Annotated in this window: 24 protein-coding genes and 2 pseudogenes; 22 read left to right on the forward strand and 4 right to left on the reverse strand. The window is 32.1% G+C overall.

The features are described from left to right. Positions 1 to 163 precede the first annotated feature (163 nt). Positions 164 to 425: pseudogene (locus F0362_RS12100) on the forward strand (hypothetical protein); the annotation flags it as partial. A 126-nt stretch (positions 426 to 551) separates the two neighbouring features. Continuing rightward, positions 552 to 1,238, forward strand: coding sequence for an MBL fold metallo-hydrolase (locus F0362_RS12105; RefSeq protein ID WP_149889780.1), 687 nt, complete (start codon positions 552 to 554; stop codon positions 1,236 to 1,238). A gap of 46 nt (positions 1,239 to 1,284) precedes the next feature. Here F0362_RS12105 and F0362_RS12110 read toward each other — a convergent pair whose 3' ends face one another. Beyond that, entirely contained in the window at positions 1,285 to 2,043 is a 759-nt protein-coding gene (locus F0362_RS12110) for a hypothetical protein (protein WP_149889781.1), read from the reverse strand. 62 nt (positions 2,044 to 2,105) lie between these two features. On the opposite strand from F0362_RS12110, the gene F0362_RS12115 reads away from it, so the two are divergent. From F0362_RS12115 to F0362_RS12135, 5 genes are all read left to right on the forward strand, one after another. Beyond that, positions 2,106 to 2,375: a hypothetical protein gene (locus F0362_RS12115; RefSeq protein ID WP_098644388.1), complete on the forward strand. Its 270-nt coding sequence runs from the start codon at positions 2,106 to 2,108 to the stop codon at positions 2,373 to 2,375. Between the two features lie 73 nt (positions 2,376 to 2,448). Then, entirely contained in the window at positions 2,449 to 3,801 is a 1,353-nt protein-coding gene (locus F0362_RS12120; protein WP_002038674.1) for a DEAD/DEAH box helicase, read from the forward strand. Between the two features lie 302 nt (positions 3,802 to 4,103). Then, on the forward strand, positions 4,104 to 4,814 hold the full coding sequence (locus F0362_RS12125) for a class I SAM-dependent methyltransferase (protein WP_000787488.1): 711 nt from the start codon (positions 4,104 to 4,106) through the stop codon (positions 4,812 to 4,814). A gap of 118 nt (positions 4,815 to 4,932) precedes the next feature. Then, positions 4,933 to 5,340, forward strand: coding sequence for a VOC family protein (locus F0362_RS12130; protein ID WP_000072495.1), 408 nt, complete (start codon positions 4,933 to 4,935; stop codon positions 5,338 to 5,340). Between the two features lie 342 nt (positions 5,341 to 5,682). Further along, positions 5,683 to 6,465: a class I SAM-dependent methyltransferase gene (locus F0362_RS12135; RefSeq protein WP_098628224.1), complete on the forward strand. Its 783-nt coding sequence runs from the start codon at positions 5,683 to 5,685 to the stop codon at positions 6,463 to 6,465. Between the two features lie 178 nt (positions 6,466 to 6,643). On the opposite strand, the gene F0362_RS12140 is transcribed toward F0362_RS12135, so the two are convergent. Next, positions 6,644 to 8,320 carry an alpha-keto acid decarboxylase family protein gene (locus F0362_RS12140; protein ID WP_141770324.1) on the reverse strand — a complete coding sequence of 559 codons (1,677 nt, stop codon included), beginning with the start codon at positions 8,318 to 8,320 and terminating at the stop codon, positions 6,644 to 6,646. A 126-nt stretch (positions 8,321 to 8,446) separates the two neighbouring features. On the opposite strand from F0362_RS12140, the gene F0362_RS12145 reads away from it, so the two are divergent. From F0362_RS12145 to spoIISB, 5 genes are all read left to right on the forward strand, one after another. Further along, positions 8,447 to 8,929: a MarR family winged helix-turn-helix transcriptional regulator gene (locus tag F0362_RS12145; protein WP_000191892.1), complete on the forward strand. Its 483-nt coding sequence runs from the start codon at positions 8,447 to 8,449 to the stop codon at positions 8,927 to 8,929. Between the two features lie 167 nt (positions 8,930 to 9,096). Beyond that, complete coding sequence (gpmA, locus tag F0362_RS12150) at positions 9,097 to 9,834, forward strand: 2,3-diphosphoglycerate-dependent phosphoglycerate mutase (RefSeq protein ID WP_000594132.1); 738 nt, start codon at positions 9,097 to 9,099, stop codon at positions 9,832 to 9,834. A 186-nt stretch (positions 9,835 to 10,020) separates the two neighbouring features. Then, positions 10,021 to 10,761: a type II toxin-antitoxin system SpoIISA family toxin gene (locus F0362_RS12155; RefSeq protein ID WP_000155917.1), complete on the forward strand. Its 741-nt coding sequence runs from the start codon at positions 10,021 to 10,023 to the stop codon at positions 10,759 to 10,761. A 112-nt stretch (positions 10,762 to 10,873) separates the two neighbouring features. Continuing rightward, on the forward strand, positions 10,874 to 10,999 hold the full coding sequence (locus F0362_RS12160) for a hypothetical protein (RefSeq protein WP_000588713.1): 126 nt from the start codon (positions 10,874 to 10,876) through the stop codon (positions 10,997 to 10,999). A gap of 75 nt (positions 11,000 to 11,074) precedes the next feature. Continuing rightward, positions 11,075 to 11,251 (forward strand): stage II sporulation protein SB, encoded by a 177-nt coding sequence (spoIISB, locus tag F0362_RS12165; protein WP_000808012.1) that lies wholly within the window; start codon positions 11,075 to 11,077, stop codon positions 11,249 to 11,251. Between the two features lie 48 nt (positions 11,252 to 11,299). Here spoIISB and F0362_RS12170 read toward each other — a convergent pair. Further along, positions 11,300 to 11,688: pseudogene (locus tag F0362_RS12170) on the reverse strand (YxeA family protein). Positions 11,689 to 11,931: 243 nt separating this feature from the next. Between F0362_RS12170 and pepD the strand changes: the two are divergent. The 4 genes from pepD (at position 11,932) to F0362_RS12190 (ending at position 16,834) form a co-directional block, all read left to right on the forward strand. Beyond that, positions 11,932 to 13,401: a beta-Ala-His dipeptidase gene (gene pepD / locus F0362_RS12175; RefSeq protein WP_000287565.1), complete on the forward strand. Its 1,470-nt coding sequence runs from the start codon at positions 11,932 to 11,934 to the stop codon at positions 13,399 to 13,401. 310 nt (positions 13,402 to 13,711) lie between these two features. Continuing rightward, the gene (locus F0362_RS12180) at positions 13,712 to 14,521 is read left to right on the forward strand and encodes a papain-like cysteine protease family protein (protein ID WP_000678381.1); all 810 of its coding nucleotides are present in this window, start codon (positions 13,712 to 13,714) and stop codon (positions 14,519 to 14,521) included. Between the two features lie 27 nt (positions 14,522 to 14,548). Beyond that, positions 14,549 to 15,151, forward strand: a complete 603-nt coding sequence (locus F0362_RS12185) for a hypothetical protein (protein WP_097895978.1) — start codon at positions 14,549 to 14,551, stop codon at positions 15,149 to 15,151. A gap of 501 nt (positions 15,152 to 15,652) precedes the next feature. Next, positions 15,653 to 16,834, forward strand: coding sequence for an agmatine deiminase family protein (locus F0362_RS12190; protein WP_001169635.1), 1,182 nt, complete (start codon positions 15,653 to 15,655; stop codon positions 16,832 to 16,834). A 425-nt stretch (positions 16,835 to 17,259) separates the two neighbouring features. Here F0362_RS12190 and F0362_RS12195 read toward each other — a convergent pair whose 3' ends face one another. Continuing rightward, positions 17,260 to 17,511 (reverse strand): response regulator transcription factor, encoded by a 252-nt coding sequence (locus F0362_RS12195; RefSeq protein ID WP_000827556.1) that lies wholly within the window; start codon positions 17,509 to 17,511, stop codon positions 17,260 to 17,262. Positions 17,512 to 17,758: 247 nt separating this feature from the next. Between F0362_RS12195 and F0362_RS12200 the strand changes: the two genes are divergently transcribed. The 6 genes from F0362_RS12200 (at position 17,759) to F0362_RS12225 (ending at position 24,316) form a co-directional block, all read left to right on the forward strand. Then, complete coding sequence (locus F0362_RS12200; RefSeq protein WP_000397971.1) at positions 17,759 to 18,637, forward strand: helix-turn-helix domain-containing protein; 879 nt, start codon at positions 17,759 to 17,761, stop codon at positions 18,635 to 18,637. A 140-nt stretch (positions 18,638 to 18,777) separates the two neighbouring features. Further along, positions 18,778 to 19,056 carry an AbrB/MazE/SpoVT family DNA-binding domain-containing protein gene (locus F0362_RS12205; protein WP_000842219.1) on the forward strand — a complete coding sequence of 93 codons (279 nt, stop codon included), beginning with the start codon at positions 18,778 to 18,780 and terminating at the stop codon, positions 19,054 to 19,056. Between the two features lie 478 nt (positions 19,057 to 19,534). Continuing rightward, positions 19,535 to 20,785, forward strand: a complete 1,251-nt coding sequence (locus tag F0362_RS12210) for a hypothetical protein (RefSeq protein WP_001032371.1) — start codon at positions 19,535 to 19,537, stop codon at positions 20,783 to 20,785. 67 nt (positions 20,786 to 20,852) lie between these two features. Continuing rightward, positions 20,853 to 21,611, forward strand: coding sequence for a TSUP family transporter (locus tag F0362_RS12215; RefSeq protein ID WP_149889782.1), 759 nt, complete (start codon positions 20,853 to 20,855; stop codon positions 21,609 to 21,611). Positions 21,612 to 21,863: 252 nt separating this feature from the next. Next, on the forward strand, positions 21,864 to 22,523 hold the full coding sequence (locus tag F0362_RS12220) for a CatB-related O-acetyltransferase (protein WP_000682552.1): 660 nt from the start codon (positions 21,864 to 21,866) through the stop codon (positions 22,521 to 22,523). A 479-nt stretch (positions 22,524 to 23,002) separates the two neighbouring features. Beyond that, a complete protein-coding gene (locus F0362_RS12225; protein ID WP_033658416.1) occupies positions 23,003 to 24,316 on the forward strand; it encodes a D-alanyl-D-alanine carboxypeptidase family protein in 1,314 nt (437 codons plus the stop codon). The last annotated feature ends 67 nt before the right edge of the window (positions 24,317 to 24,383 follow it).

Consider the following 24,383-nt stretch of genomic DNA (forward strand, 5'->3'; position numbering starts at 1 on the left):
TGGACAAAGAAGTGAGGGAATAATCCATTTTATTTTTGTTTCTTAATTTATAATTCCATAAGAATAGGAAATTACCTGTTCAAAATAATATAATGTTTATGATGCAACGACCTACAGTGTTTCATTACATAGTATGGATAATAAAATTTATGTAGTCAAAAATGGTGAGGTTGCTGATATTGTAAGAAAGGCTATTTTCCATGGGCATGGATTTGATCCGGTTCATTGTTTATGAGAAGAGAACGGCAATACTTATAGGTTAGCTTTAGAATTGGGTGACATTATGTACTATAATCTCTATCACGGCTCATGAGGTGGAATATACGTTAGATGACATCGCTCAAATGAATATATCTAAATTAGCAATAAGATACCCAGACGGATTTAATCGAGAAGCTTGTCGGAAATCTGTTGATGGGAAGTGAGACCAAGTTTGAATTTTGTACAGAAACTAAAGAAGCCCATACTTCAATTCGTGATATGTATAGTAAAATGTATGTGGATGATGCAGTTATTATTAAACATTTAATAAACGGTATGGGGGAAGGGAAATGAAGATAATAGAATTACCAATTGAATTTGAATGTAACGGGCGAAAACAATGGATTTATCCGAGCTTAATTGTATTAAACAATGAATTAACTTTAGTAGATACAGGTTATAAAAATTTTTTACCTTTAATTGAAAATGAAATTTTAAAACATGGATATGAGATGAAAAACTTAAAAAATATAATTATTACTCATTCTGATGATGATCATATAGGGTCTTTATACGATTTCAAAGTGAAATATCCTCAACTTCATGTTATTGCTAGTGAAATAGAATCCAACTACATTAATGGTGAAATAAAATCAGAGAGACTAGTTCAAGCTGAAGAAATGTTAGAACATATGCCAATTGAAGAGAAAGAATTTAGTGAATGGTTTATACAACAGTTAAAAAATATAAGACATATTTCTGTCGATGAAAAAGTATATGATGGTCAAATGATTTTGAATGATAAATGTCAAATAGTAGCGACGCCAGGACATACTTCGGGGCATATTTCATTATATTTTCCGGACTTAGACTGTGTAATTACAGGGGATGCGGCCGTTCAAGATAATAATGAACTAGTAATAGCTAATCCAAATTTTTGCTTAGATATAGAAAAAGCGGAAGAATCTTTAAAGAGAATTAAAAACCTTAAAGCAGCAAGTTATTATTGCTATCATGGAGGAAAACTCATTATATAAAATATATAAAAAAACCGATCTTTCTTATATTGAAAAGATCGGTTTTTTAATTCATAGATTCCGCAATTCTTATTAAATCAGTAACATTGTATTTTCTTTTTATGTATAGTTTGTTACCAAGGGCGATTTTATATTGAAAACCGTCCTTCTGAAAGATAAGTTCGTATGCTAAATCAAAATGAGGATTATATACTGCCTTTATATTATGTTTTAAAATGTAAAATTTAGTGCCCTTATGTACATATTGATCTAATTTATGTTGAACTGGTAAAACAGTGATTTTAAAAATCCCATTACTATCTTTATTGTAGTATCGTAGTTCTAAGTAATCGTTATAGATGTACCCTTGAAATTCATGAATTTCGAACGGGAATTTTGTAGGAGTAAGTATATGTTCCTTACACTTCATTTCATATTTTTTTACAATAGTAGCTTCTCTCATTAGAGGATTAGTTCCATCATAAATTTGATTAATTTGAGATATTTTATTGTTTTTTGTTATTATTTCTAAAATGTAACCGATAGTAAATTCATCATCAGTGTCTTTGAAATAGGAAATAAGAATTGTAGTATCCTCTTTTGGAGATGGTATTATTTTAATTTCATGAATAGGTTTTTCCTTTGGGAATGTAGGTAGTTCAATCCCTTCTGTTACATATGACCGCATTAATTTTTTATCATTTTGGAGTAAAGCTTGTTTAAATTCACTTATCACATTTGTTTGAGATTTCGCCATAATAATTGAGGTCGAATGAAAATATAGTAAGAACAATATACAAAATATCTTTATGAATGTATTGGTCAATTTTATCACCTTGTAACTATGTTTCCTTAACATTGAAATATATATGTATAGGAGGGGAAAAGATGAGTTTATTGCTTGATGTAATAATAGCTATAATTACATTTTATCCTCGAAATGATATGAAATTAAAACATCATATTGCAAAGTTAAGTGAATTCGAGTGGTTTCGAAAGCTAGACGAAGATACAAAGTATACAAGACTAATTTGGAGTAATAGAAAAATTAAAAAGTTCATTTTGTCTACTACTAACATGGAAGCATTAATAAATTCCGAGACAAAACAAAAAGAATTTGTCCACCTAGTACATGATGAATATAAAAAAAGAAGGTAAGAATTTTTTTATTTTTCATATTTGGCGAAACAAATGGTACAATGAAAGCTAATGTGAAAAATAAGGAAAAGAAGTGGTCTATTTGAAAAACTTTTTAGAATTAGGAATTAGTGAAACTTTTAATCATACATTACGTGAAAATGGAATTACGGAAGCAACACCAATTCAGGAAAAAGCAATTCCTGTTATTATGTCAGGTAAAGATATTATTGGGCAAGCGAAAACAGGAACGGGTAAAACATTAGCATTTGTCTTACCGATTTTAGAAAAAATCGATCCAGAGTCTAGTGATGTTCAGGCTTTAATTGTTGCACCAACAAGGGAACTAGCATTGCAAATTACAACTGAAATTAAAAAAATGCTTGTTCAAAGAGAAGATATTAATGTACTAGCGATTTATGGCGGGCAAGATGTAGCACAACAATTGAGAAAGTTAAAAGGTAATACACATATTGTTGTAGCAACACCAGGACGATTATTAGATCATATACGACGTGAAACAATTGATCTAAGTAATCTTTCAACGATTGTACTAGATGAAGCGGATCAAATGCTTTATTTCGGTTTCTTATATGATATTGAAGATATTTTAGATGAGACACCTGGTAGCAAACAAACGATGTTATTCTCAGCAACGATGCCAAAAGATATTAAAAAATTGGCGAAACGTTATATGGATGAGCCGCAAATGATTCAAGTACAAAGTGAAGAAGTAACGGTAGATACAATTGAACAGCGTGTCATTGAGACGACAGATCGTGCAAAGCCAGATGCACTTCGTTTTGTTATGGATCGTGATCAGCCATTTTTAGCAGTTATTTTCTGTCGTACAAAGGTTAGAGCAAGTAAGTTGTATGATAATTTAAAAGGACTAGGTTATAATTGTGCTGAACTTCATGGTGATATACCTCAAGCGAAACGTGAAAGAGTCATGAAGAGTTTCCGCGAAGCTAAAATTCAGTACTTAATCGCAACGGATGTAGCAGCTCGTGGACTTGATGTAGATGGTGTAACGCACGTATTTAACTATGATATCCCTGAAGATGTAGAAAGTTATATTCACCGCATTGGCCGAACAGGACGTGCAGGTGGATCAGGTCTTGCAATTACGTTCGTTGCAGCGAAAGATGAAAAACATTTAGAAGAAATTGAAAAAACGCTTGGTGCACCAATACAAAGAGAAATAATCGAACAACCGAAGATAAAACGTGTAGATGAAAATGGAAAACCGGTACCAAAGCCGGCTCCAAAGAAATCAGGTCAAAATCGTCAAAGAGATAGCCGTGAAGGTTCAAGACGTGATTCGAGAAATAGCTCAAGAAGTGATTCGAGAAATGGTTCGAGAAATGAAAATAATCAATCATTTAATAAGCCAAGCAATAAGAAAAGTAGTACAAATCAAGGTCAGAAAAGACGTGGGCGTTAAAATATGAAGTGGTAATTGGGATGAAGAGATATATTGTTTGTTAATAGAGAAATCGATATATAATAAAAAAATCCTGATACAATTATGAATGCAGAAGGAGTCACAAAAATTTGTGGCTCTTTTTGTATTTTAAGATTAGGTTGGTATGCATTTGCTCAATGCGAGTAAAGTTGATAATTTCATTTACCGTATTTAAAGTGAATTGAAAAATAAAGAAAGAATAAAATGTGGAGTTTCATTTGTCTGAATGTTCAGGAGGTTATATAATGATTTTCTGACTATTAAAATATGGAGGAGTGCAAATGAAAAATGAAACGTTACACACACAAGAAGACATTTTAAAAATGCTTGATTCATTATTAAGACCTGCAGAACCATTTTGGAATGAATTTTATGCCAATAGAGAAAAGGATGTTCCGTTTTTTGAAAATATTCCAGATGAGAATCTAGTTTCGTATATACAAAAAGAGAGAGTTTCAAAAGGGAAAGTATTAGAACTTGGATGTGGTCCAGGTAGAAATGCCATTTATTTAGCGAATGAAGGATTTGATGTTACAGCAGTGGATTTATCTGCAGAAGGCATTCAGTGGGCAAAAGAGAGGGCGTTGGCAAAAGGGGTACAAATTCACTTCATTTGTGATTCAATTTTCAATTTAGAGGTTCAAAATGAATTTGATTTTATATATGATTCTGGTTGCCTTCATCATATTCCACCACATAGAAGAATGAATTATATAGAGTTAATTGATAGATATTTAAAATCAGGTGGTTATTTCGGATTAACATGTTTTGCAGCAGGTGATTTGGATGAACGAAATGGATCAGAAATAACAGATTGGGACGTATATAGAGGTTGGAGTTTACAAGGTGGTCTTGCATATTCTGAAGAAAAATTGAGAGAGATATTTAAAGAGTTTGAAGTAATTGAAATTAGGAAGATGAAACAAATGAAACAACCGAATGATATGTTTGGGGAATCATTTCTTTGGACAGCATTGTTTAAGAAGAAATGAAAATTAGATAATTGACAAATTTACCGTTTTTATAGACAATACATTTATAAGAATGTACGTTCGGTTTTGTTGAACGATGTATGTTTTGCATAAATACATAACAAGGGGCTGTCTCTATATGAGTAACACAAATCAAAAAATTACTACATTTTTAATGTTTGAAGGAAAAGCTGAAGAAGCGATGAATTTTTACACATCCCTATTTGATCAATCAGAAATTGTAAGTATCTCTCGCTACGATGAAAATGGACCTGGTAAAGAGGGAACTGTAATTCATGCAACTTTTACGCTAAACGGACAAGAGTTCATGTGTATTGATAGTTATGTAAATCATAATTTTACATTCACTCCAGCTATGTCTCTTTATGTAACTTGTGAGACAGAAGAAGAAATTGAAACGGTCTTTCATAAACTAGCGCAGGATGGAGCAATTCTTATGCCTTTAGGTTCTTATCCGTTTAGTAAAAAGTTTGGCTGGTTAAATGATAAGTATGGTGTATCTTGGCAGTTAACTCTTGCTGAATAAAAAAGAAGCATCACTTATTTGTATAATGTGTTCAGTTAAGAGTTTGAAAAATTAAATAACTTTAAAAAGCGTTCCAACTGTCAACAGGTTTGGAACGCCTTTTTTGTTGGTATATCATTTTTGGGGAATTGTTAATTAATATCGTTTATTTTAAATGAATTGAATAGTTGTCTAATTTCGTGTTTATTTAGAATGTTTTTATATTTGCGGTCGATTATCTGTTAAGATAAATATATACAACTAAGTATTTACTATCTGGTAGGTTAATAAAAAAAGGAATGTATAAATAGTTAATAATCTTACAATTAAATTGCAACTAGGTAGTTAGGAGGAAAAATCGCAATGGATACTACACAACAAAACAGTAATGCATGGGATAAGAAGGTGGAAGAAGGTTCTAGATACACGCAGCCTGTAAGTAGCGAGATTATTGAGAAAAGCAAATCAGGTGAATGGGAGATTACAGTCACTACGGAAAAATCAGTTCCTAGAGAGTGGTTTCCAAAGTCATTAGATGGATTAAAGATACTTTGCTTAGCATCAGGTGGCGGACAACAAGCACCAGTTCTAGCTGCTGCTGGAGCAGATGTAACAGTTACTGATATATCTAAGAAGCAATTGGCACAAGATGAAAAGGTAGCAAAACGGGAGGGTTTGACTTTAAAAACAGTACAAGGAGATATGTCAGACCTTAGTGATTTTGAAGATGGATATTTTGATATTGTCGTAAATCCTGTTTCTAATTTGTTTGTAAAAGATGTTAATCTTGTATGGAATGAAGTTTCAAGGGTTTTAAAGAATAAAGGTATTCTTATTTCTGGATTTACAAATCCTTTACTATGGATTTTTGATGACAACCAAGAACAAAAAGGTATTCTTGATGTTAAACATTCAATACCTTCATCAACATTGGATTATTTACCAGAGGATGAAGTTCAAGATTACATCAATTCAAATCAAACAATAGAATACGCACATACTTTAGAAAACCAAATCCAAGGTCAAATTGAAGCTGGTTTTGTTATAGTGGGTTTTTATGAGGATGATTTTGGTGGAACAAGGATATTAGATAAGCATATTAAAACCTTTATTGCTACAAAAGCTATAAAGTTAAAGGTTGATTAAGAATTTTAGCTTGTTACACAGGGTGTTAATCGAAGAAGGGGTTTATAAATAGTAAAAGTTCAATGTATGTCAAAAAGGATGGCACTTACCATCCTTTTCCTTGTGTATTTTGAGTGGCAAAACAAGTTTTACAACTTTTAGCTGAACCTGTTATTACTTATAGCGACGCTTTTTCTTTTTAAGAATTTTGGATGCCGAATCTTTTTCCAAGTTTAGCTAACAATTCAGGCTGATCCCCTTGGCTCATTACAACTTCAATAAAGATAAGTCGATTCATATTAAAACTTATTTTATTTAAGACTTCTGCTAACTCTATTTCATTTTCTACTTTAAATGTGAGACTTTTTTCTTCTGATCCGAATACATTTGGCAGTTTATTATAATCCCACATTTGTATGTCATTATATGGTTGGTCTCGTCCATGAATCGCTCGTTCAACAGTATATCCGTTGTTATTAATTAAAAATATGATTGGTTTTAAATTATGACGTAACATAGTGGATAATTCTTGAACAGTTAACTGGAAAGAACCATCACCAATAATTAAAATGTTACGCCGTGTTACATTAGCGAGTTGTGTTCCTAATAGAGCGGGAAGTGTATATCCGATAGATCCCCATAACGGTTGTCCTACAAATGAAGCGTTATTAGGTAAAGGGATAGTGGCACTACCGAAGTATGGTGTTCCTTGCTCTGCAATTAAGACGTCGTTTTCTTGTAAGAAGTGGTACAATTGTTGCCAAAAACGTTGTTGTGTAACGATTTGTGCTTTTGGATTGAACTCTTTAGTAATAGATGATGATTCTGAAATAAATGGCTTAATTTCAAACGTTTCTTCATTACGATGCTTGATTGAATTAATTAAATATTGTAATACGTCTTTCATTACAACCGGTCCGTATTTTTTATCTATAATTTTCACAGTATAGGGATGGATTTCTATAACTTGTTCTTTCGTAAAACCTTGTGTAAAGCCACCGGTAATAGTATCAGTTAATTTCACACCGATACTAATGATACAGTCAGATTCATCAACTCTTTTTCGCAAGTATGGAGGACTAACATCGCCAGTGTAAATTCCTATAAATTGAGGATGTTTTTCTGGGAATATGCCCTTGCCCATACTTAGTGAAGCGATAGGGAAGCCAGTTTTTTCTACGAGTTGATGTAAATCTTCTTCAGCATAAAAACGATTCACTTCAAAATCAGCTAATATAACCGGTTTTTTGGCGCTATTTATTTTTGAAATGGCATGTAGAAGCATTTTATCTAATGCGTCTTTATTACTTACTATGGGATGATTTAAGATTGGTTCCGTAGGTTTATTAATTGGTTTATTATATACATCGATCGGTAAATTAATATGGACTGGACGTTTTTCATTCCAACATGCACGGAGTACACGGTCAATTTCCTCAGCGGCATGCTCAGGGATTAAATTTGTTTGTGCTATAGTAATTTCTCGATACATATTGGAAAAGTGATCGAACTTTCCATCACCTAATGTATGATGAACGAGTTCTCCATTTTCCATTACAGTTGTTGCTGGTGTACCGGTAATTTTTATAACTGGTACGTTTTCGGCATATGAGCCGGCAATGCCGTTTATGGCGCTCAATTCCCCCACACCAAAAGTGGTAATAAGAGCAGCAACACCTTTTATGCGAGCATATCCATCTGCTGCATATGCCGCATTTAATTCATTACAGTTGCCAATCCACTCTAAATTTTTATGTGCAATCACATCATCTAAAAAGGCAAGATTATAATCACCAGGAACACCAAATATATGCTCAATTCCTAATTCGTATAATCGATCTAATAAATATGTACTTACAGTATATTGCGTTTTCAAGAGAATCATCTCCTAATTATTTTAGTTCGTGTAGCGAATGCTTCAATGGACTACAGAAGTTCAAGTGCGTTGATTAAAATATTCATTACTGGATTGTGGTATAATTTACATATAGGGGGAAAGTAGATGACACAACATAAAGAAGAACAGATGAATGAGGCATTGGCATTATTTTATTTTGCATATAAGACATTTACTGAAAAGCCAGATGAAATTATAAAAGAATATGGTATACAACGAGTGCATCACCGAATTTTATTTTTTATCGCACGTTTTCCAGGGATAAGTGTAAATGAGTTACTATCGCTATTAGAAATAAGTAAACAAGCTCTTCATGGACCACTGCGTCAACTTGTGGAAAAGGGACTAATTGAAAGTAATGAAGCTACTCATGATCGTCGAGTAAAACAATTATCCTTAACAGAAGAAGGGACAGATTTAGAGAAAAAACTAAGTGATGTTCAAAGAAAGCAAATGGGTGCTATTTTTTCAAAATTTGGTGAATCATGTGAAGAGAATTGGCATCAAGTTATGAACGAAATGGCGAATAGCCGTTCAGGTCATGATGCATGGATAGCGAAAAGAGAAATTCCAGTTGATCAAAAATAATGAGAAATAGGCCTTTCTTTATAGTTTGAAAAAGAAAGAATTTTATCCATGCATTTGGCAACTATGGATAAATCATAGAGTGAATGGATAAAAAGGTGCATTACTAGATACTTTATACGTGTACGCGATGGAACAATAAAATTCACATTTCCGAGAGGGGAATTATAATGATAAAACTTGTACTAATTCGTCACGGACAAAGTTTATGGAACCTTGAAAATCGTTTTACTGGATGGACGGATGTAGATCTATCAGAGAATGGATTAAGTGAAGCAAGAGAAGCAGGAGCAATATTAAAGGAAAACGGTTATACTTTCGATGTTGCTTACACATCTGTATTAAAACGAGCAATCCGGACTGTATGGATTGTTCTTCATGAAATGGATCTTACTTGGGTGCCTGTACATAAATCATGGAAACTAAATGAAAGGCATTATGGAGCGCTACAAGGATTGAATAAAGAAGAAACTGCAAAAAAATACGGTGAAGAACAAGTTCATATTTGGAGAAGAAGTGTCAATGTAAGACCACCGGCTATTACTGAAGAAGATCCTAGATATGAAGCGAATGATCCGAGATACAAAACACTCAAAAAAGGTGAATTTCCATTGACAGAATGTTTAGAGGATACGGAGAAGAGAGTGCTGGAGTATTGGCATTCAGAAATTGCACCATCATTAAAAAGTGGTGAGAAAGTAATTATTTCATCGCATGGTAATACAATTCGATCGCTAGTGAAATACTTAGACAACCTTTCAAATGATGGTGTGGTTTCATTAAATATTCCAACTAGCATTCCGCTCGTTTATGAATTAGACGAAAATTTACGTCCGATTCGCCATTATTATTTAAGTATGGATGGAGAAGTACCTGAAGGGGAAATTCCGAAACATATTTCTTTTTAACATGAAAATTTGAAATGCATGCTTGTCTACATATACAATGTAGACTCATGATAAAAGACGTGGCCTCCTTCTAATGTATATGCGATGTAGCTAAATTTAGAAGCTTGTCCACGTCTTTTGTCATAAAGAGAGCTGCTTGCGCATGTAATGATATCGTGAGTAGTTTTTGAATGGAGGGTGATGTAATTGACGATCTCTAACATTCGAATTGGCTTATTTATTTTAGCAATCGTTTTTGTAGTTCTTGTTTTCTTTTATTGGAGAAATGAAGAGTTGTATGAAGAGAAAAAGCAGCGAATTCGAAAAACTTGGTATGGATTATTCATAACATCAGTCACAGTTTATTTCATGATTAAAGGAATCGATTTAACCCTCTGGAAAAATTTATTAATGTTCACTGCGATGGTCATTTTCGTTGATATTTCATTTATTTTAACACCTAACATTTCGGAAATATGGGGAGCGAAATTTAGCGATATCGGTAAAACTGTTCAATCCATAAAGCGGTCATTAATCGCTTCAAAAGCAAGAGGGGAAATATATACGAACATTATCCAAAATATTAATCCAGCAGCATTTGGGACGATGGAATGGCATACGGAAGAGGAATATACAAAAAGCTTAAACACATTTTTAGATTCATATGGGGAAAAAATCGGAGCGAAAATTGTTGTATTTGAAGCAGCGAATGAATTAAATACGGGCTTTCGTGGTATTCGTTCTCAATTTAGTATTACAATACCTATAGAGCATATAGAGCAATTGAATGAACAAAAAGCAGTACAAGTAGAAAACGTGGGAATTATACCAGCAAAAATAATGAATGATGTTTTTATCGTTATTGATGGGAAGAAGAATAGCCTGCAAGATCGAGATTTTGAAAATGTATATAATTTAACAATACATCATAGTTATTTTAGTAAGTAGGACAGAATCGTTTTTCTGTCCTTTTCTTCTATACATAAATTCAAAACAAAATTCGACAAAGTTGAATAAAATAGGACAATCATTCCTACACTAGCAGGTAGAGGTGATTGTAGTGATAAAAGATTATGACAATGATTTTTTTAAAGAAGAAAATGAAGATACAACAGATTTCTCTTTAATCAAAGGAGATACGTTGCAGCAAGTAGAAAAGTTAGAAGAAGAATTAAAAAGAAAATGATTCGTGTACACTGTGTCTTTATTTGCTATATAATATAAATAGAAGGTTGTATCTTTTTGAAAAGGGGGAGAAGAGATGGCTGAAATAAATGTACAAAAGTCTTCGTTTTTTAAAGAAAAAAAAGAAGAATCAAATACAGATTTCTCTCTAGTGAAAGGTGCATTAACGGAAAATATAAATCGGTTAGAAAAACTTATGAATAATAGCAGTTCAAAATATATACGAGTACAAAAAACAAAAGAAAATGCATAGAGCATTTTCTTTTGTTTTTTATTCCGTTATTTGCGGGTTAGTTTCAAGTTAGTTAACATTTAATTTTTCTTTTACTTTTCCGGGTAAATCTACTTTCTGAATTTCTTCATAGGACTTCACTTCAAAAGATGATATTTCATTTTTATCTATATCATCTTGATCTACATAAAGACGTAAAAACGCATTATCATTTAATTTATGGTCGTTTTCTTTTTTTATACTTCTAAATGTAATTTGTTTTTTTCTCCGTCTTCATCATATGCGGGCAACGTATAGTTCCGTAAGCTTCTGCCTTCTACTTTTTCAATAGCGCCTTCACCTTTTATCTGTACGTAATATACATCCTTACCAATTCTATTTAGTGATGCTCTCTCACATCCAATAGTAATGCTTGAAAATAATAAACATAGTGTCATAACAGCAAAAAGCTTTTTCATATTATTTATCTCCTTCAATTTGTTTCTTTAAAAAGTATACAACTATTGTTAAATTAGAAAAATCGATATAGATTACAACATTCTTACAATGATGTAAGAGTATAAGGTATAGAGCGCAGAAGGATTAAATTGAACTGTTCATAATAAATTTTTAATACGTTTAAAGAAAGGTAAAATAATGAATCATGGTATAATGATAAAAGACTTACATACTATTTTTTCATTTTGAGAGGAGCTTGAAAAATGTATTCTACTTTAGAACAATTAACAAAGCACCCTGTATTTTATCATTTTGCAGAAATTTCAAAGATTCCTAGAGGATCAGGTAATGAAAAGGAAATTAGTGATTATTTAGTGCGCTTTGCAAAAGAGCGTAACTTAGAAGTGATTCAAGATCAAGCATTGAATGTCATTATTAAAAAAGACGCAACTGCTGGCTATGAGAGTGTACCAGCTATTATCATTCAAGGTCACATGGATATGGTTTGTGAAAAAAATCAAGCAACAGTACATGATTTTGAAAAAGATCCAATTGAGTTACGAATTATTGGAGACATGCTATATGCGAATCAAACAACTTTAGGTGCTGATAACGGTATTGCTGTTGCATATGCATTAGCTTTATTAGATTCAAAAGATATTCCGCATCCAGCACTTGAAGTAGTAATTACTACTGAAGAAGAAACGACAATGGGCGGAGCTTTTGCTGTTGATGCAAACCACTTTGATGGAAAGATCTTTATAAATATTGATTCTGAAGAAGATCATAAATTACTTGTAAGTAGCGCAGGTGGTGCGAAAGCAGTTGAAACAATTGCAGTAATTTGGGATGAGGCACCTGCACATATGGACGCATACCGTCTATATGTTGGTGGACTTAAGGGCGGACATTCTGGTATGGAAATTGATAAACAACGCGGAAATGCGAACAAAGTACTAGGACGAGTTTTACGTGATTTATCAATAAATATTCAATTTGATATATGTGAGGCTCACGGCGGATTAAAAACGAATGCAATTCCACGTGAAAGTGTAGCTACAATTTTATTACGTCAAGAAGATGTAGAGCAAGTTGAAGAAAAGTTAAAATCATGGACACGAGTATTACAAGAAGAAATGCGTGCTGTTGATCCAGATGTTCATGTTACACTGACAAAATTAGATGAGAAAGTAGAAAAAGTATTTGCTAAAGAAACACAAAAACAGCTGATTTCATCATTATTCTTAATTCCAAATGGCATTCAAAGTATGAGCATGGATATTAAAGGCCTTGTAGAAAGTTCAACAAATTTAGGGGTTATTGAAACGCTGCAAGATGAAATTAAATTGCGAAACGAAGTAAGAAGTTCTGTAAGTAGTTTAAAACGACATATTGCAGATGAAATTAAATATATTGCTGAATTAGTTGGAGCAACATTTGAATTAGAGTCAGAATATCCGGAGTGGCCATACAATCCAAACTCACAAATTCGTAATTTGTTTGAAAAAGTACATCAAGAAAAATACAACAAAGATGTTGAAATCTTCGCTGTACATGCAGGGATTGAATGCAGTGTATTCGTTCAAAAGATGCCTGAATTAGATGCAATTTCATTCGGGCCAGATATATTCAACGTCCACACTCCAGATGAGCATATTAGTATTTCTTCTGTTGTGAACAACTGGGGATTCTTCGTTGATGTAATGCAGGGAATGAAAGAATTAGCCAAATAATAACGATAAAATGAAAAGTAGCCTATAAAAATTTATAGGCTCTTTTTTTGTGTTGGAATTTATCCCGCATTAACAGGTAGTAAGACCCCCACCTCAAAATTCAGCGAGGGCAAAGAAGTTAGGTGGGGATCGGGCTGCCCATAAAAGCCCGATTGGTTTAACTAATAATCAGTGGGGGATGAATAAAACCCCCACTGATTAAAGTTTCACTTTATGAGAAGTCATTTTTCGTTAGTATGTAATATTAAGCTTGAACAATTAATAAGGATGAATTGTTGATGTTTTTTAATACTTATGAAGGGGTGAAAAAATGAAGGGAAGAAAGCAATGTATTGTTTGTATGTTTTTATTGTTCTTTACATTTAGTTTCATTGGTGTTCACAAAATAATAGCAGAAGAAGTTGAATTTTCAGGAACAACTGCTCCATTGAATGTAAATGTTAGAGAAGAAAAAAGCTTGAATGCAAATATTGTAGAGGTGATTCCCGGAAATACAAAAGTATCCTTTAAAGGATGGGAGTATGGTGAAGCGGTTAAAGATTACTGGACAGGAAATTTAGATAATCGTTGGTTTTATTATTTTAAAGATGGGAAAAAAGTATATGTAACGTCAGCTTATATTAATGGGAATCCTCCAAATACATCAACAGATCGTAAATTATCTGTTCCTAACATATTACAAGAAAGATCAAATTGGTGTTGGGCGGGCACTTCGGTTTCAGTTTTAAATTATTTTGGGAAAACTCCTTCACAAGATCAGTATGTTAGGTATGTCAAAGGTGGATCATATAATAATCCTGCAACTTCACGTGAAATACAATATGGATTATCAGGATATGGTGTTAGCTCAGCTATAAGTTCTGGAGCAAAATCGTATGATTGGTTCAAAAATCAAATTAATAGTAATCAACCGATGATTGCACTCATTATGTGGCAAAATGGAGCTAACATCGGACACTTTCTAGTACTTGATGGATTCTATAAAGGTACAAATGGAACAGACTATATAACTTACATGGACCCTTGGTATGGTGATCATTATAATCATAATTTCAGTACGTTCCATAACAATAATAATTTTTGGTGGAATGAAACTGTTTATAATATCCGTGCAAATTAATAATATTAAAAGTGTGGGGGTTCATGAATGGGAAAACTACTTAGGCTTGTGATACCATGCATTTGTTTAATGACTGTTATTATTTTCGCTAGTAAAATTAGTTATGCATCAAAAAATAAAAGTGAGCCAGTACAATCGATCGCATTAAAAGATTATCAATATAGTAAGAGTAGTTCTTCTGAAAATGTAAGTTTTGAAAAAATAACAACCTCACCATTTTCGTTACCAATCTATGAAACAATTCCAGCACAGCAAATGTTAAATAGCTCTGAATTTAAGCATATACTATTACCAACAAATGAAAAGTTGTGGTTTATTATGAAAGGTGAGCAGCCGGAGGGACTAATTGTTGCGAATGATACTGAACCGATTCGAACGGGTGGAGAAAATAGAAGTAAAGATTTATATGGGTTATATAAAGCAATAAAAAATAATACAAATGAAACAAAAAATATTAGTTATTTTGAATTTGAAGGGCAAGGAATATTGGTAGTAAATCAAAATAATGACCAAGAAATGTATCTTAGTAAGGGTGCTGCTGCTATATTAAAACTTCCTGCTGGTCAAAAAATAGTAAGCAGTGAAGTAATACAGAAAATGAAAGAGAGAATCGTAACTGCTTTTGAATAGTTAATTATAAACTGAATAAATATATACGTATGTAATATGAAATTTCATGTACTGTATTAGTTTTAGAAATGAATACATTCATAAAAAATACAGTAGACGGAGCAGAAAAGATAACAAGTGAAAAAAAGCGCGAGATGTTATAGGGGTCAATGGTGATTATAGTAGGAATTGTTGATTCTTATTTGTTATTTATATGAGGTTGAACATGGAACAGGCAAAAGGATTGATGTTAGAGGTATAAACATAATAGTGCATATAAAAAGGTTAGAGAAGCTAATTCTCAAACCTTTTTATATGCATTCCAAAGTTTTTATAAATGGTGGAGTTACACATGCTCATCAAGTTAACATTTCATACCACCCCCGGAGTGGATTTTTTGCATTTTGCACAGAAAGATATTGTTCGATTTAAATCGTGCTTCATACGTAATAATTTAATTAAAAAAGCTTGACCTTAACACTATGTAAAGGTTTACAGTGGAACAGAAAAGGAGGTTAAGAAATGCAAAAAATAACGAAATTGTGTATGAGTGCTGTACTAACCACATCTATTATTAGTGGTTATGCTCAAATTAAGGGAATTGAGAAAGTCCAGGCGAAGGAAATTGAAAAACCGCAGAGAGAAGATAGGAAGAAAGTAGAGGCGCAAAAAATAGTAGGAAAGTATACAATGCCAGATGAAAAAAGCAAACATGAAGGAACATGGCTACAATGGCCTCATGAACTTACATACGGGTCAAAATATCAGCAAGAAGTAGAACCGATTTGGATTCAAATGACAGAATCTTTAAGCAAAGGAGAAAAAGTTCATATTGTTGCATATGATCAAGAAGAGAAAGAAAGAATTATTGAAGTTCTAACGGATCAAGGGGTAAATATGGAGAAAATTGATTTCTTTATCGCACCTACTGACGATGTATGGGCTAGAGATACTGGACCAATTTTTGTTTACGATAATGACAAAAATTTAAAGATATTAGATCCAGGCTTTAACGGATGGGGAAAGAAAACGCCATATAAGAAAGATGCTCGTCTTCGTGAGAATCTTAGCAATCAGTTAGGCATTGAAAGAATAAATTGGAATAAATTTGTTCTTGAAGGTGGCGCATTTGAATTGGATGGTAATGGAACTGTTTTATTAACTAGAAGTGCTGTGACGAATAAAAATAGGAACGCTAAATTGTTAGAAAAGGATATTGAAAAATATTTTAGTGAACTTGGGGTAACAAATTTTATTTGGTTAGATGGAGCACCTAACTTAGATATTACTGATTTTCATATTGATGGATTTGCCAAATTCCACGATAAATCTACTATTATAACGTTAAAAGAAAAAGATTTGGCTGAATGGGGAGCGTCTGGCAAAGATATTAACAAGTTGCTGCAGGCAAAAGATGCTACAGGTAATAAGTACAAGTATGTATATCTACCGCTAAGTAAGAATAATGTTACATTAAAAAATGGGAAGAAGCTTGATTATAAAGGTTCCTATATTAATTATTATATAGCGAATGAAGTCATCTTAGTTCCAAACTATAATGATCCTAATGATAAAATAGCAAATGAGATGATTCAAAAACTTTATCCTGATCGTAAAGTGTTGGGGATAGATGTAAGAGAGCTGTATAAAAATGGTGGTATGATTCATTGTATTACTCAACAACAACCAATTAATTTAAAATAATATATTTATAATTCTTTGGGAAGTTGTCTATTTCTTATGAGAATCTGTTTATCCATAGGATAGGTAAAGACGCGATAGCATTTTTACCTATTTTATTGTATTTTTTTATGAGTTTAGTATAACTTTCCTATAAACTGAAGAAACCTACCCTTTTTGAAAAAATCTTAATCAAAATGATAGGTTTTTTAAATGAAAAGCTATACTTGCTGTTGCGGAAGAAACATTGTTTAAAGGTATGTTTTCACCTTTTAAAAGTTTCTAGTACAATCATTCTTACTAAAATATCTATAAGAATAAGATTTATATGTTTTTTTTAACAATCCATACATGCCCATCAACTTCAGAATGCAGAATTACCATAAATAATAAAAGTTCAGCGGTTTTTCTGTTTTTATTTGTAACTTAAACGAATTATACTTGGACAATTATTGTGCAATCTTTTCAAATAAATGACTTTCTTTATTTGAAAATAAGGGTGCATCTATAAACCCAAAATGATAAACTAAAATACCTAATTCCACTCTAGAATGAATACGCCATTTTTCTTTAATATGATTAATTATCGTTGAAATTCTTCTAGGGCTAATATATATCTTTTTGGAAATTTCTGCATCTGTTAATCCTTTTGCTACATAAATAGCCACTTCTAACTCTCTTTCGGTTAACATTCTTTTCATAAAATAAGCTCCTTCGAAATTATTCATATAAAAATCAAAAGAAACTATTATTTGAAATAAAGCTGAAAAATCATATCCAATACTCTTTATTCCCTTTAATTGTAATAATTTCTCTCATTTTAATACAAGTTTGTAAAAGAAACTATAAATCAATATAATTAGTAATTGTAACTATATTAATTTTACATCACATTAAAAGTTGGAAAATATTCTTATACTCATAAATTGTTACATTTGAGGGGGAGAAATGGAATTCTATAATCTCGGTATTATTATTAAAGAACTTAGAAAGAAAAAAAATATATCACAATCTGAACTATGTCGGGGAATATGTTCACAAAGTCAGATTAGTAAGATAGAAAAAGGTATTATTTATCCATCTAGCATATTGTTGTATCAATTATCTGAAAGACTTGGTGTTGATCCGAATTATATATTTGCGCTAACTCAAAATAAAAAATTAAAATATGTAGAAAACGTAAAATATGTAATAAGAGATTGCATAAAACAAAAACAATATGAAGAACTTTATGAAATAGTGAAAAAAGAGAAAAACGAAAATAATTTCGAGTCAAAAGAAAATAAACAATTTCTACTATGGCATGAAGCAATTGCTATATTTATGGTGAACAGATCAACAAAAACTGCTTTAAATCTTTTAAATCATGCATTAAAACTAACTGTAACCAATGCTGATTTTTTATCAGAAAGAGAAATAGATATTATGCATACAATGGCAGTAATCTATGCGGAAAATGGAGAATATGAAAAAAGTATAGGCATATTAAAGAAATGTTTAAGTAATTTTAATAAGATAGAATTTCCTAGAAATAAAGAAATTAAATTAAGAATTATTTATAACTTAACAAAATGTTTACATCTTACATATGAACATGTAGAAGCAATAAAGTACAGTGATATAGGTATTAAATTAGCCATTAATATAAATAGTTTATACTTATTAGGGGAACTAAATTTCGAAAAAGGTTCAAATTTATTAGAACTTCAGCAATCTAGTGAAGATGGTTTTAACTATATTAATAAGGCTTTATTTATTTTTGAACTAACAGAAAGAAAACAATATATTAAGATAATCAAGGATAAATATTTTAAAAACCAGAAATAAACATGAGAAAGCTTTAATATGAGCTATTCCTTATTGGAATTTCCTGTTAAAATAAGTGCTGTAATACGAACTATTCCTTATTGCTGTTTATTGCTAAAATAAGTCCTGTAATAGTAGATAAAAATAAAGGGTGACATTTTATGAAATCAAGAGGGAGTACTCGTAAAGCAGATAGTATGGGGCGTATTGTTATTCCAATGGAAATAAGACGGAGTTTAGGAATTGTAGAAAAAGATGCGCTAGAAATGTTTGTGGAAGATGATCAGATTATTTTGCGGAAATATCAATCTTCGCAAGCTTGTGCAATTACAGGTGATATTTCAGATAAGAATATTTCGTTAGCGAATGGGAAGATTATTGTAAGTCCAGAGGGAACAGAACTGTTAATAAAGAAGTTACAGCAATATCTTTTAAAATAAAAGATAAGTAAGAACTTTAAAATAAAATATACTTGTAAAGAAGGTCCTCTATCATTCAGGGGACTTTTTTTATTGCAAAGACAGGTTGTTTAATTGTTATAAATAAAATAGAGGGGAATAGCTGGTCCAATGAAATGCGAATTATCCTAAAAGTAGTCTGACTATTTTTTATAAAAAATCCTAACTATTTACATTTTTTGGTTTCGTGTTATATTTTTACTGTTAGTATGAAGAAAATTCTGATTTCGATTTTCGGAAAGTTTTAGAAAATGAATTAGATTTTTAAATTAAATATGCTAATTCAAGGGGAATTCGTTGGAGAAATGTAACTAAGAGGAAATCTCGTATCATTCACGTTTAGTATCTGTAAATTGGTGGTTCTAATAGTTCTGACGAAAAGCAAAGGAGCAAAAAAGAAGTGGGTAGTTCATTTAACAGGAGATATGGTGTAGAAAAATAAAATAACGGAGGTTTTATAATGAATAAAGGAATACTGCAGATTACGGAAATTGAAGAAATTACTATTCCTAATGTATTAAAGGATAAAATCAAGAATCTGATAGACAATGAATTAAAAACTCATAATCCTTATACTTGTGATCAAGAAATAGCTGCAAGCTTTTCAAAAGAGTGGCTCATTTGTTTGATTGACTATTCAAAGAAAACTCCGAATTCAGATGTAAAAAAACTACTTCATATGATAAAAGAAGCGAATTGTGGTGGAAACGTACCGCCTATCCTTATTAAAAATATTCCGTGTGATCCTATGGAAACCCTATTACCTGGAGAAAATCGCAAAGGCTTTAATTATGGTGAAAACGAACACGATAGAATGAAAAAATATTTTTATGCTGAATGGGTCACATGGCTTTTTGCCACACTTTTTAATTATGATGCTTTGATTCATCCGTCCGAACATGCAGGGAAAAATAGATTTCATCTCATTTCCCCTTTAAACAATGATGAAGTTTTGCGAAATGTCGGTGCAAGCACTGGTGGCGGAAACTTTTATCAACATAACGATGCGACAGTGTATACAGATATGAAAGATCAATTACATATTGAAGAAAGATTGAAATCGTTCAATACGAATTTAGACATTGTATCGAATAGACTTAATAAATCCGTCGAACTAATAGTTTCGGAAATTACTTGCGGCAAATTTACGAGGGTTGATGCTCTTTTATTAAAAGGAGTGTTAAATTTAAAAACCAATACTCATATTGGAACACCAAAATTACTTCAAAAGCATCTTGAAGAAAATCACTTCAGTAAAGATGATATATTGGCGATAAGTAAAATGCCTATTGCTCATATCGCAGGAATGGCGGATGGTGAAATATCGGGATTCGTAGGGGAAATAAACCAAATTATATTTTTGGATGATAATGGTGATATTATTGCAACTTGTTTGAATGGAGCAGAAAATAGATTGATTTATGTGGGAGGAAGTGAAGAAGAAAAGTTAAAATTCGACATGTTTTTGGAACTGTTACGGACAATGCCTACTTATAAAGTCCCGCTTACATCTGAAGATTTATTGATTATGCCAAATTCATACTATGGTAAGCAAACAAATGTAACCCATGGTAGAGAAAGGTTATCGGAGGAAGAATATAAAATTCCGATTGGTGATAATAAGTATGGACGTAGAATTGTTTGCAGGCAATACGTTTCCAGCCGATTACGCGACCAGAAAGAGAGTTACTTTACAGATATCATAAACTAGTTTAAAGAGAGGAGGGAGAATGGGAAGGTTTGGGCTGTAATAGCTCAAACCTTCCCATTTCCTTTATATGGATTTTACTATTGAATTACTCATATTACTATTTTTAGTAGCTATTTTAGCAGGATGGATAGATACAATTGCTGGGGGCGGTGGTATGATAACTATCCCAGTAATGTTATTAGTAGGTATGTCTCCTTCTGTAGCGATAGCAACTAATAAACTACAAGGGAGTAGCGGAACCCTCATGGCAACTGTGATTTTTATTAAGAAGAAAGAAATTAATCTCAAAGAAATGCGTTTGTCCATCTTAATGACCTTTTTTGGATCTATTTTGGGTGGATGGCTTATTTTACAGATACGAGCAGAATATTTAATCATGATATTACCTTTCTTACTTATTATTATTGGTCTTTATTTTCTATTATCTCCAAATATAGCAAACGAAGATCGACCGAGAAAAATAAGTATGTTGTTATTTGCGTTAACAGTGGCTCCATTCCTTGGATTTTATGATGGTTTCTTCGGCCCAGGAACAGGTAGCTTAATTGCTTTAGCTTTCATTCTTTTATGTGGATATAGTGCTACAAGAGCAACTGCAAATGCTAAGATTTTGAATTTTACTAGTAATTTCGCTGTTTTGTTATATTTTATTATTTTTGGCCAAATTGATTGGACAATTGGGCTGATTATGATGCTTGGTCAAATTATAGGGTCATATATTGGGGCAAAGATGGTGCTTACAAAAGGGACGTCATTAATACGACCAATAGTGGTTATTGTTTGCTTTGTCATGGCAATTAAAATTTTTTTACAAAATATGAACTAAATGTAATCAATATATTATTTGTATCAAAGTCAGAGTGTTTTAATGTTCTTATTACAGTATTACGCTGTTTAAGATGTGTTCAAAATTAAACAATTTGACTAGTGTAATGTATTGCGGTATGCTTTTTTTAGTATAAAAGAAAGGCTTGAAGATAATGATTCGTCGTTTGAAAAAGTTTAAAAATGTAGCTGTCGTATTAAGCTTCTAAGTAAATTATTAAATCTACCATACTTAGAAGCGAGGAATGTAATTATGAAGCATCCATTATATAATCATTGGTCTGAAACGAAGTATTTAAAAGATATAGTAACAAATCCACTTATTGAAGTAGGAGAGTACTCCTATTATTCAGGATATTATGGCGATCAAAATTTTGAAGATGGTTGCGTTAGATATTTATGGGGCGATGCTAAGTCTCGAGTACTGTTCAATCCAATTGAACAGATGGGTTGGCAACTTGATAAACTCATTATTGGAAATTATGTTTGTATTGCAAGTGGAGTTGTCATTTTAATGGGTGGGAATCATAATCATCACCCTGAATGGATTACAGTTTATCCATTCATTGAGCAAATAGAACAATCATATGAACCGAAGGGTGATACAGTCATTAAAAGCGATGCCTGGATTGGTATGAATGCTATAATAATGCCTGGCGTTACAATCGGTGAAGGTGCAATTGTTGCGGCAGGATCTGTCGTAAGTAAAGATGTTCCGTCGTATACAATAGTTGGTGGAAATCCTGCTAAGGAAATAAAGAAACGATTCACTGATATAGAAATAAACATGTTAATGGAAATGCGTTGGTTTGATTGGGATAGGGAATTGATTGAGAAGGCAATTCCTCTTTTATCTAGTCCATCCATCGAACCATTATTTGCTTTTTATAAAAATGAAGTGAAAAATAAATAAATCAGTTAGAAAAACTACATCCAGTATAGGGTGTAGTTTTTTTATTACAAAAAACTAATAGTTTAGACTAAAGGAAATTTATCTCTAATATAAGTCTAGCAAATAGCTGAATTGAATAATTAAAATCCTTGATAGCTAATAAACGAATGCTTGATTACAAGTGTGTCTCGATATTTAATCGGGACACACTTGTTTTATTTTTTGTAAATGTGGAACAAATGTATTATTTAGATTGTCTATTAAGTGTAATCCTAAAAAATATGAAAGTACGGATCATTTTGAAAAATACGAAGGTATTAAAAAGAGGGATGTGTGTGGGAGTACGAAGTGTCATTGTCCTAAAAGGGTTTGATGAGATGGTCTATATGAAAGTTATCCTAACGTCTTATATGTATATAGAATTTGATAACACTGTCTATTTTTTGAGGATTATGTTAGAAGAACGTTTTTTGAGTACAAAGATATTGGAGGTAACAGAAGTGAAAGGTATGTTTTGCAAGAGATTTATTGCAATAGTAACAGTGCTTGCACTATTTTGTAGCATTGTTGTTACATCTGGAAGAGCATCAGCGGAAACAGTTCCTGCTATAGACGTTGAAGCAGGATCAGCAATTTTAATAGAGGCAAATTCCGGAAAAATTTTATATCAAAAAAATGCAGATGAATCATTGGCAATTGCTAGTATGACAAAAATGATGAGCGAATACTTAGTGCATGAAGCGGTAGATAAAGGAAAACTTAAATGGGATCAAAAAGTTAAAATCTCTGAATATGCACATAAGATTTCGCAAGATCGTTCATTATCAAACGTTCCATTAGAAAATGGTGGCTCTTATACGGTAAAAGAGTTATATGAGGCAATGGCAATTTACTCTGCAAATGGTGCAACAATTGCTTTAGTTGAAGAGATTGCTGGTAAAGAAGTCAATTTTGTAAAAATGATGAACGATAAGTCAAAAGAGTTTGGAATGAAAGATTATAAATTTGTAAACTCTACAGGCTTAACAAATCAAGATTTAAAAGGATATCACCCAGAAGGGACAACTCTAGACGAGAAAAATAAAATGTCTGCAAGGGATTGTGCAATTTTAGCACAACGTCTTATTCAAGATTTCCCCCAAATATTAAATACAGCAAAAATTCCTAAAAAAACATTCCAAGAGGGTGGTAAATATCCAATTGATATGGCGAACTTTAATTGGATGTTAAAAGGTTTAATTAAGCAATATGAAGGTGTAGATGGTTTGAAAACAGGAACGACTCCAGAAGCGGGAGATTGTTTCACTGGTACAGTAGAAAGAAATGGTATGCGCCTAATTTCTGTAGTGATAAAAGCAAAATCTCATACAGCACGTTTTGATGAAACAAAGAAATTATACGATTATGGATTTGCGAATTTTGAAGTGAAGAATGTCTACGGAAAAGATGCAGTAGTAAAAGGACATGAAACAGTTCGAGTAGCAAATGCAAAAGATAAAGATGTAGTAGTTCAAACGAAACAAGCTGTTGCACTTCCAATGCCGAAGGGCAACAATGACGTTTATAAAAAAGAATTTAAAGTATCGAATAAAGAACAAGAAGCGCCTATTAAAAAAGGTGTAACAATTAGTAAAATGATTATCTCGCCTAAAGATAATATAGATCCTGGGTTCTTATCAGGTAAATCATTACAAATAGACCTTGTAACAAAATCTGATGTAGAACAAGCAAATTGGTTTACACGTTTTATGCGCCAAATCGGATCTTTCTTTAGTGGTATGTGGGATAGTGCGGTTGATATAGTAAAAAGCTAACTTTATAGGATAAAACTAAATAGTAATCTGGAACAAAAAGTTTCAAAGTACTATAGATTCTTATGAG

It is taken from the genome of Bacillus sp. BS98, assembly GCF_008432245.1.
Taxonomy (GTDB): Bacteria; Bacillota; Bacilli; order Bacillales; family Bacillaceae_G; genus Bacillus_A; species Bacillus_A toyonensis.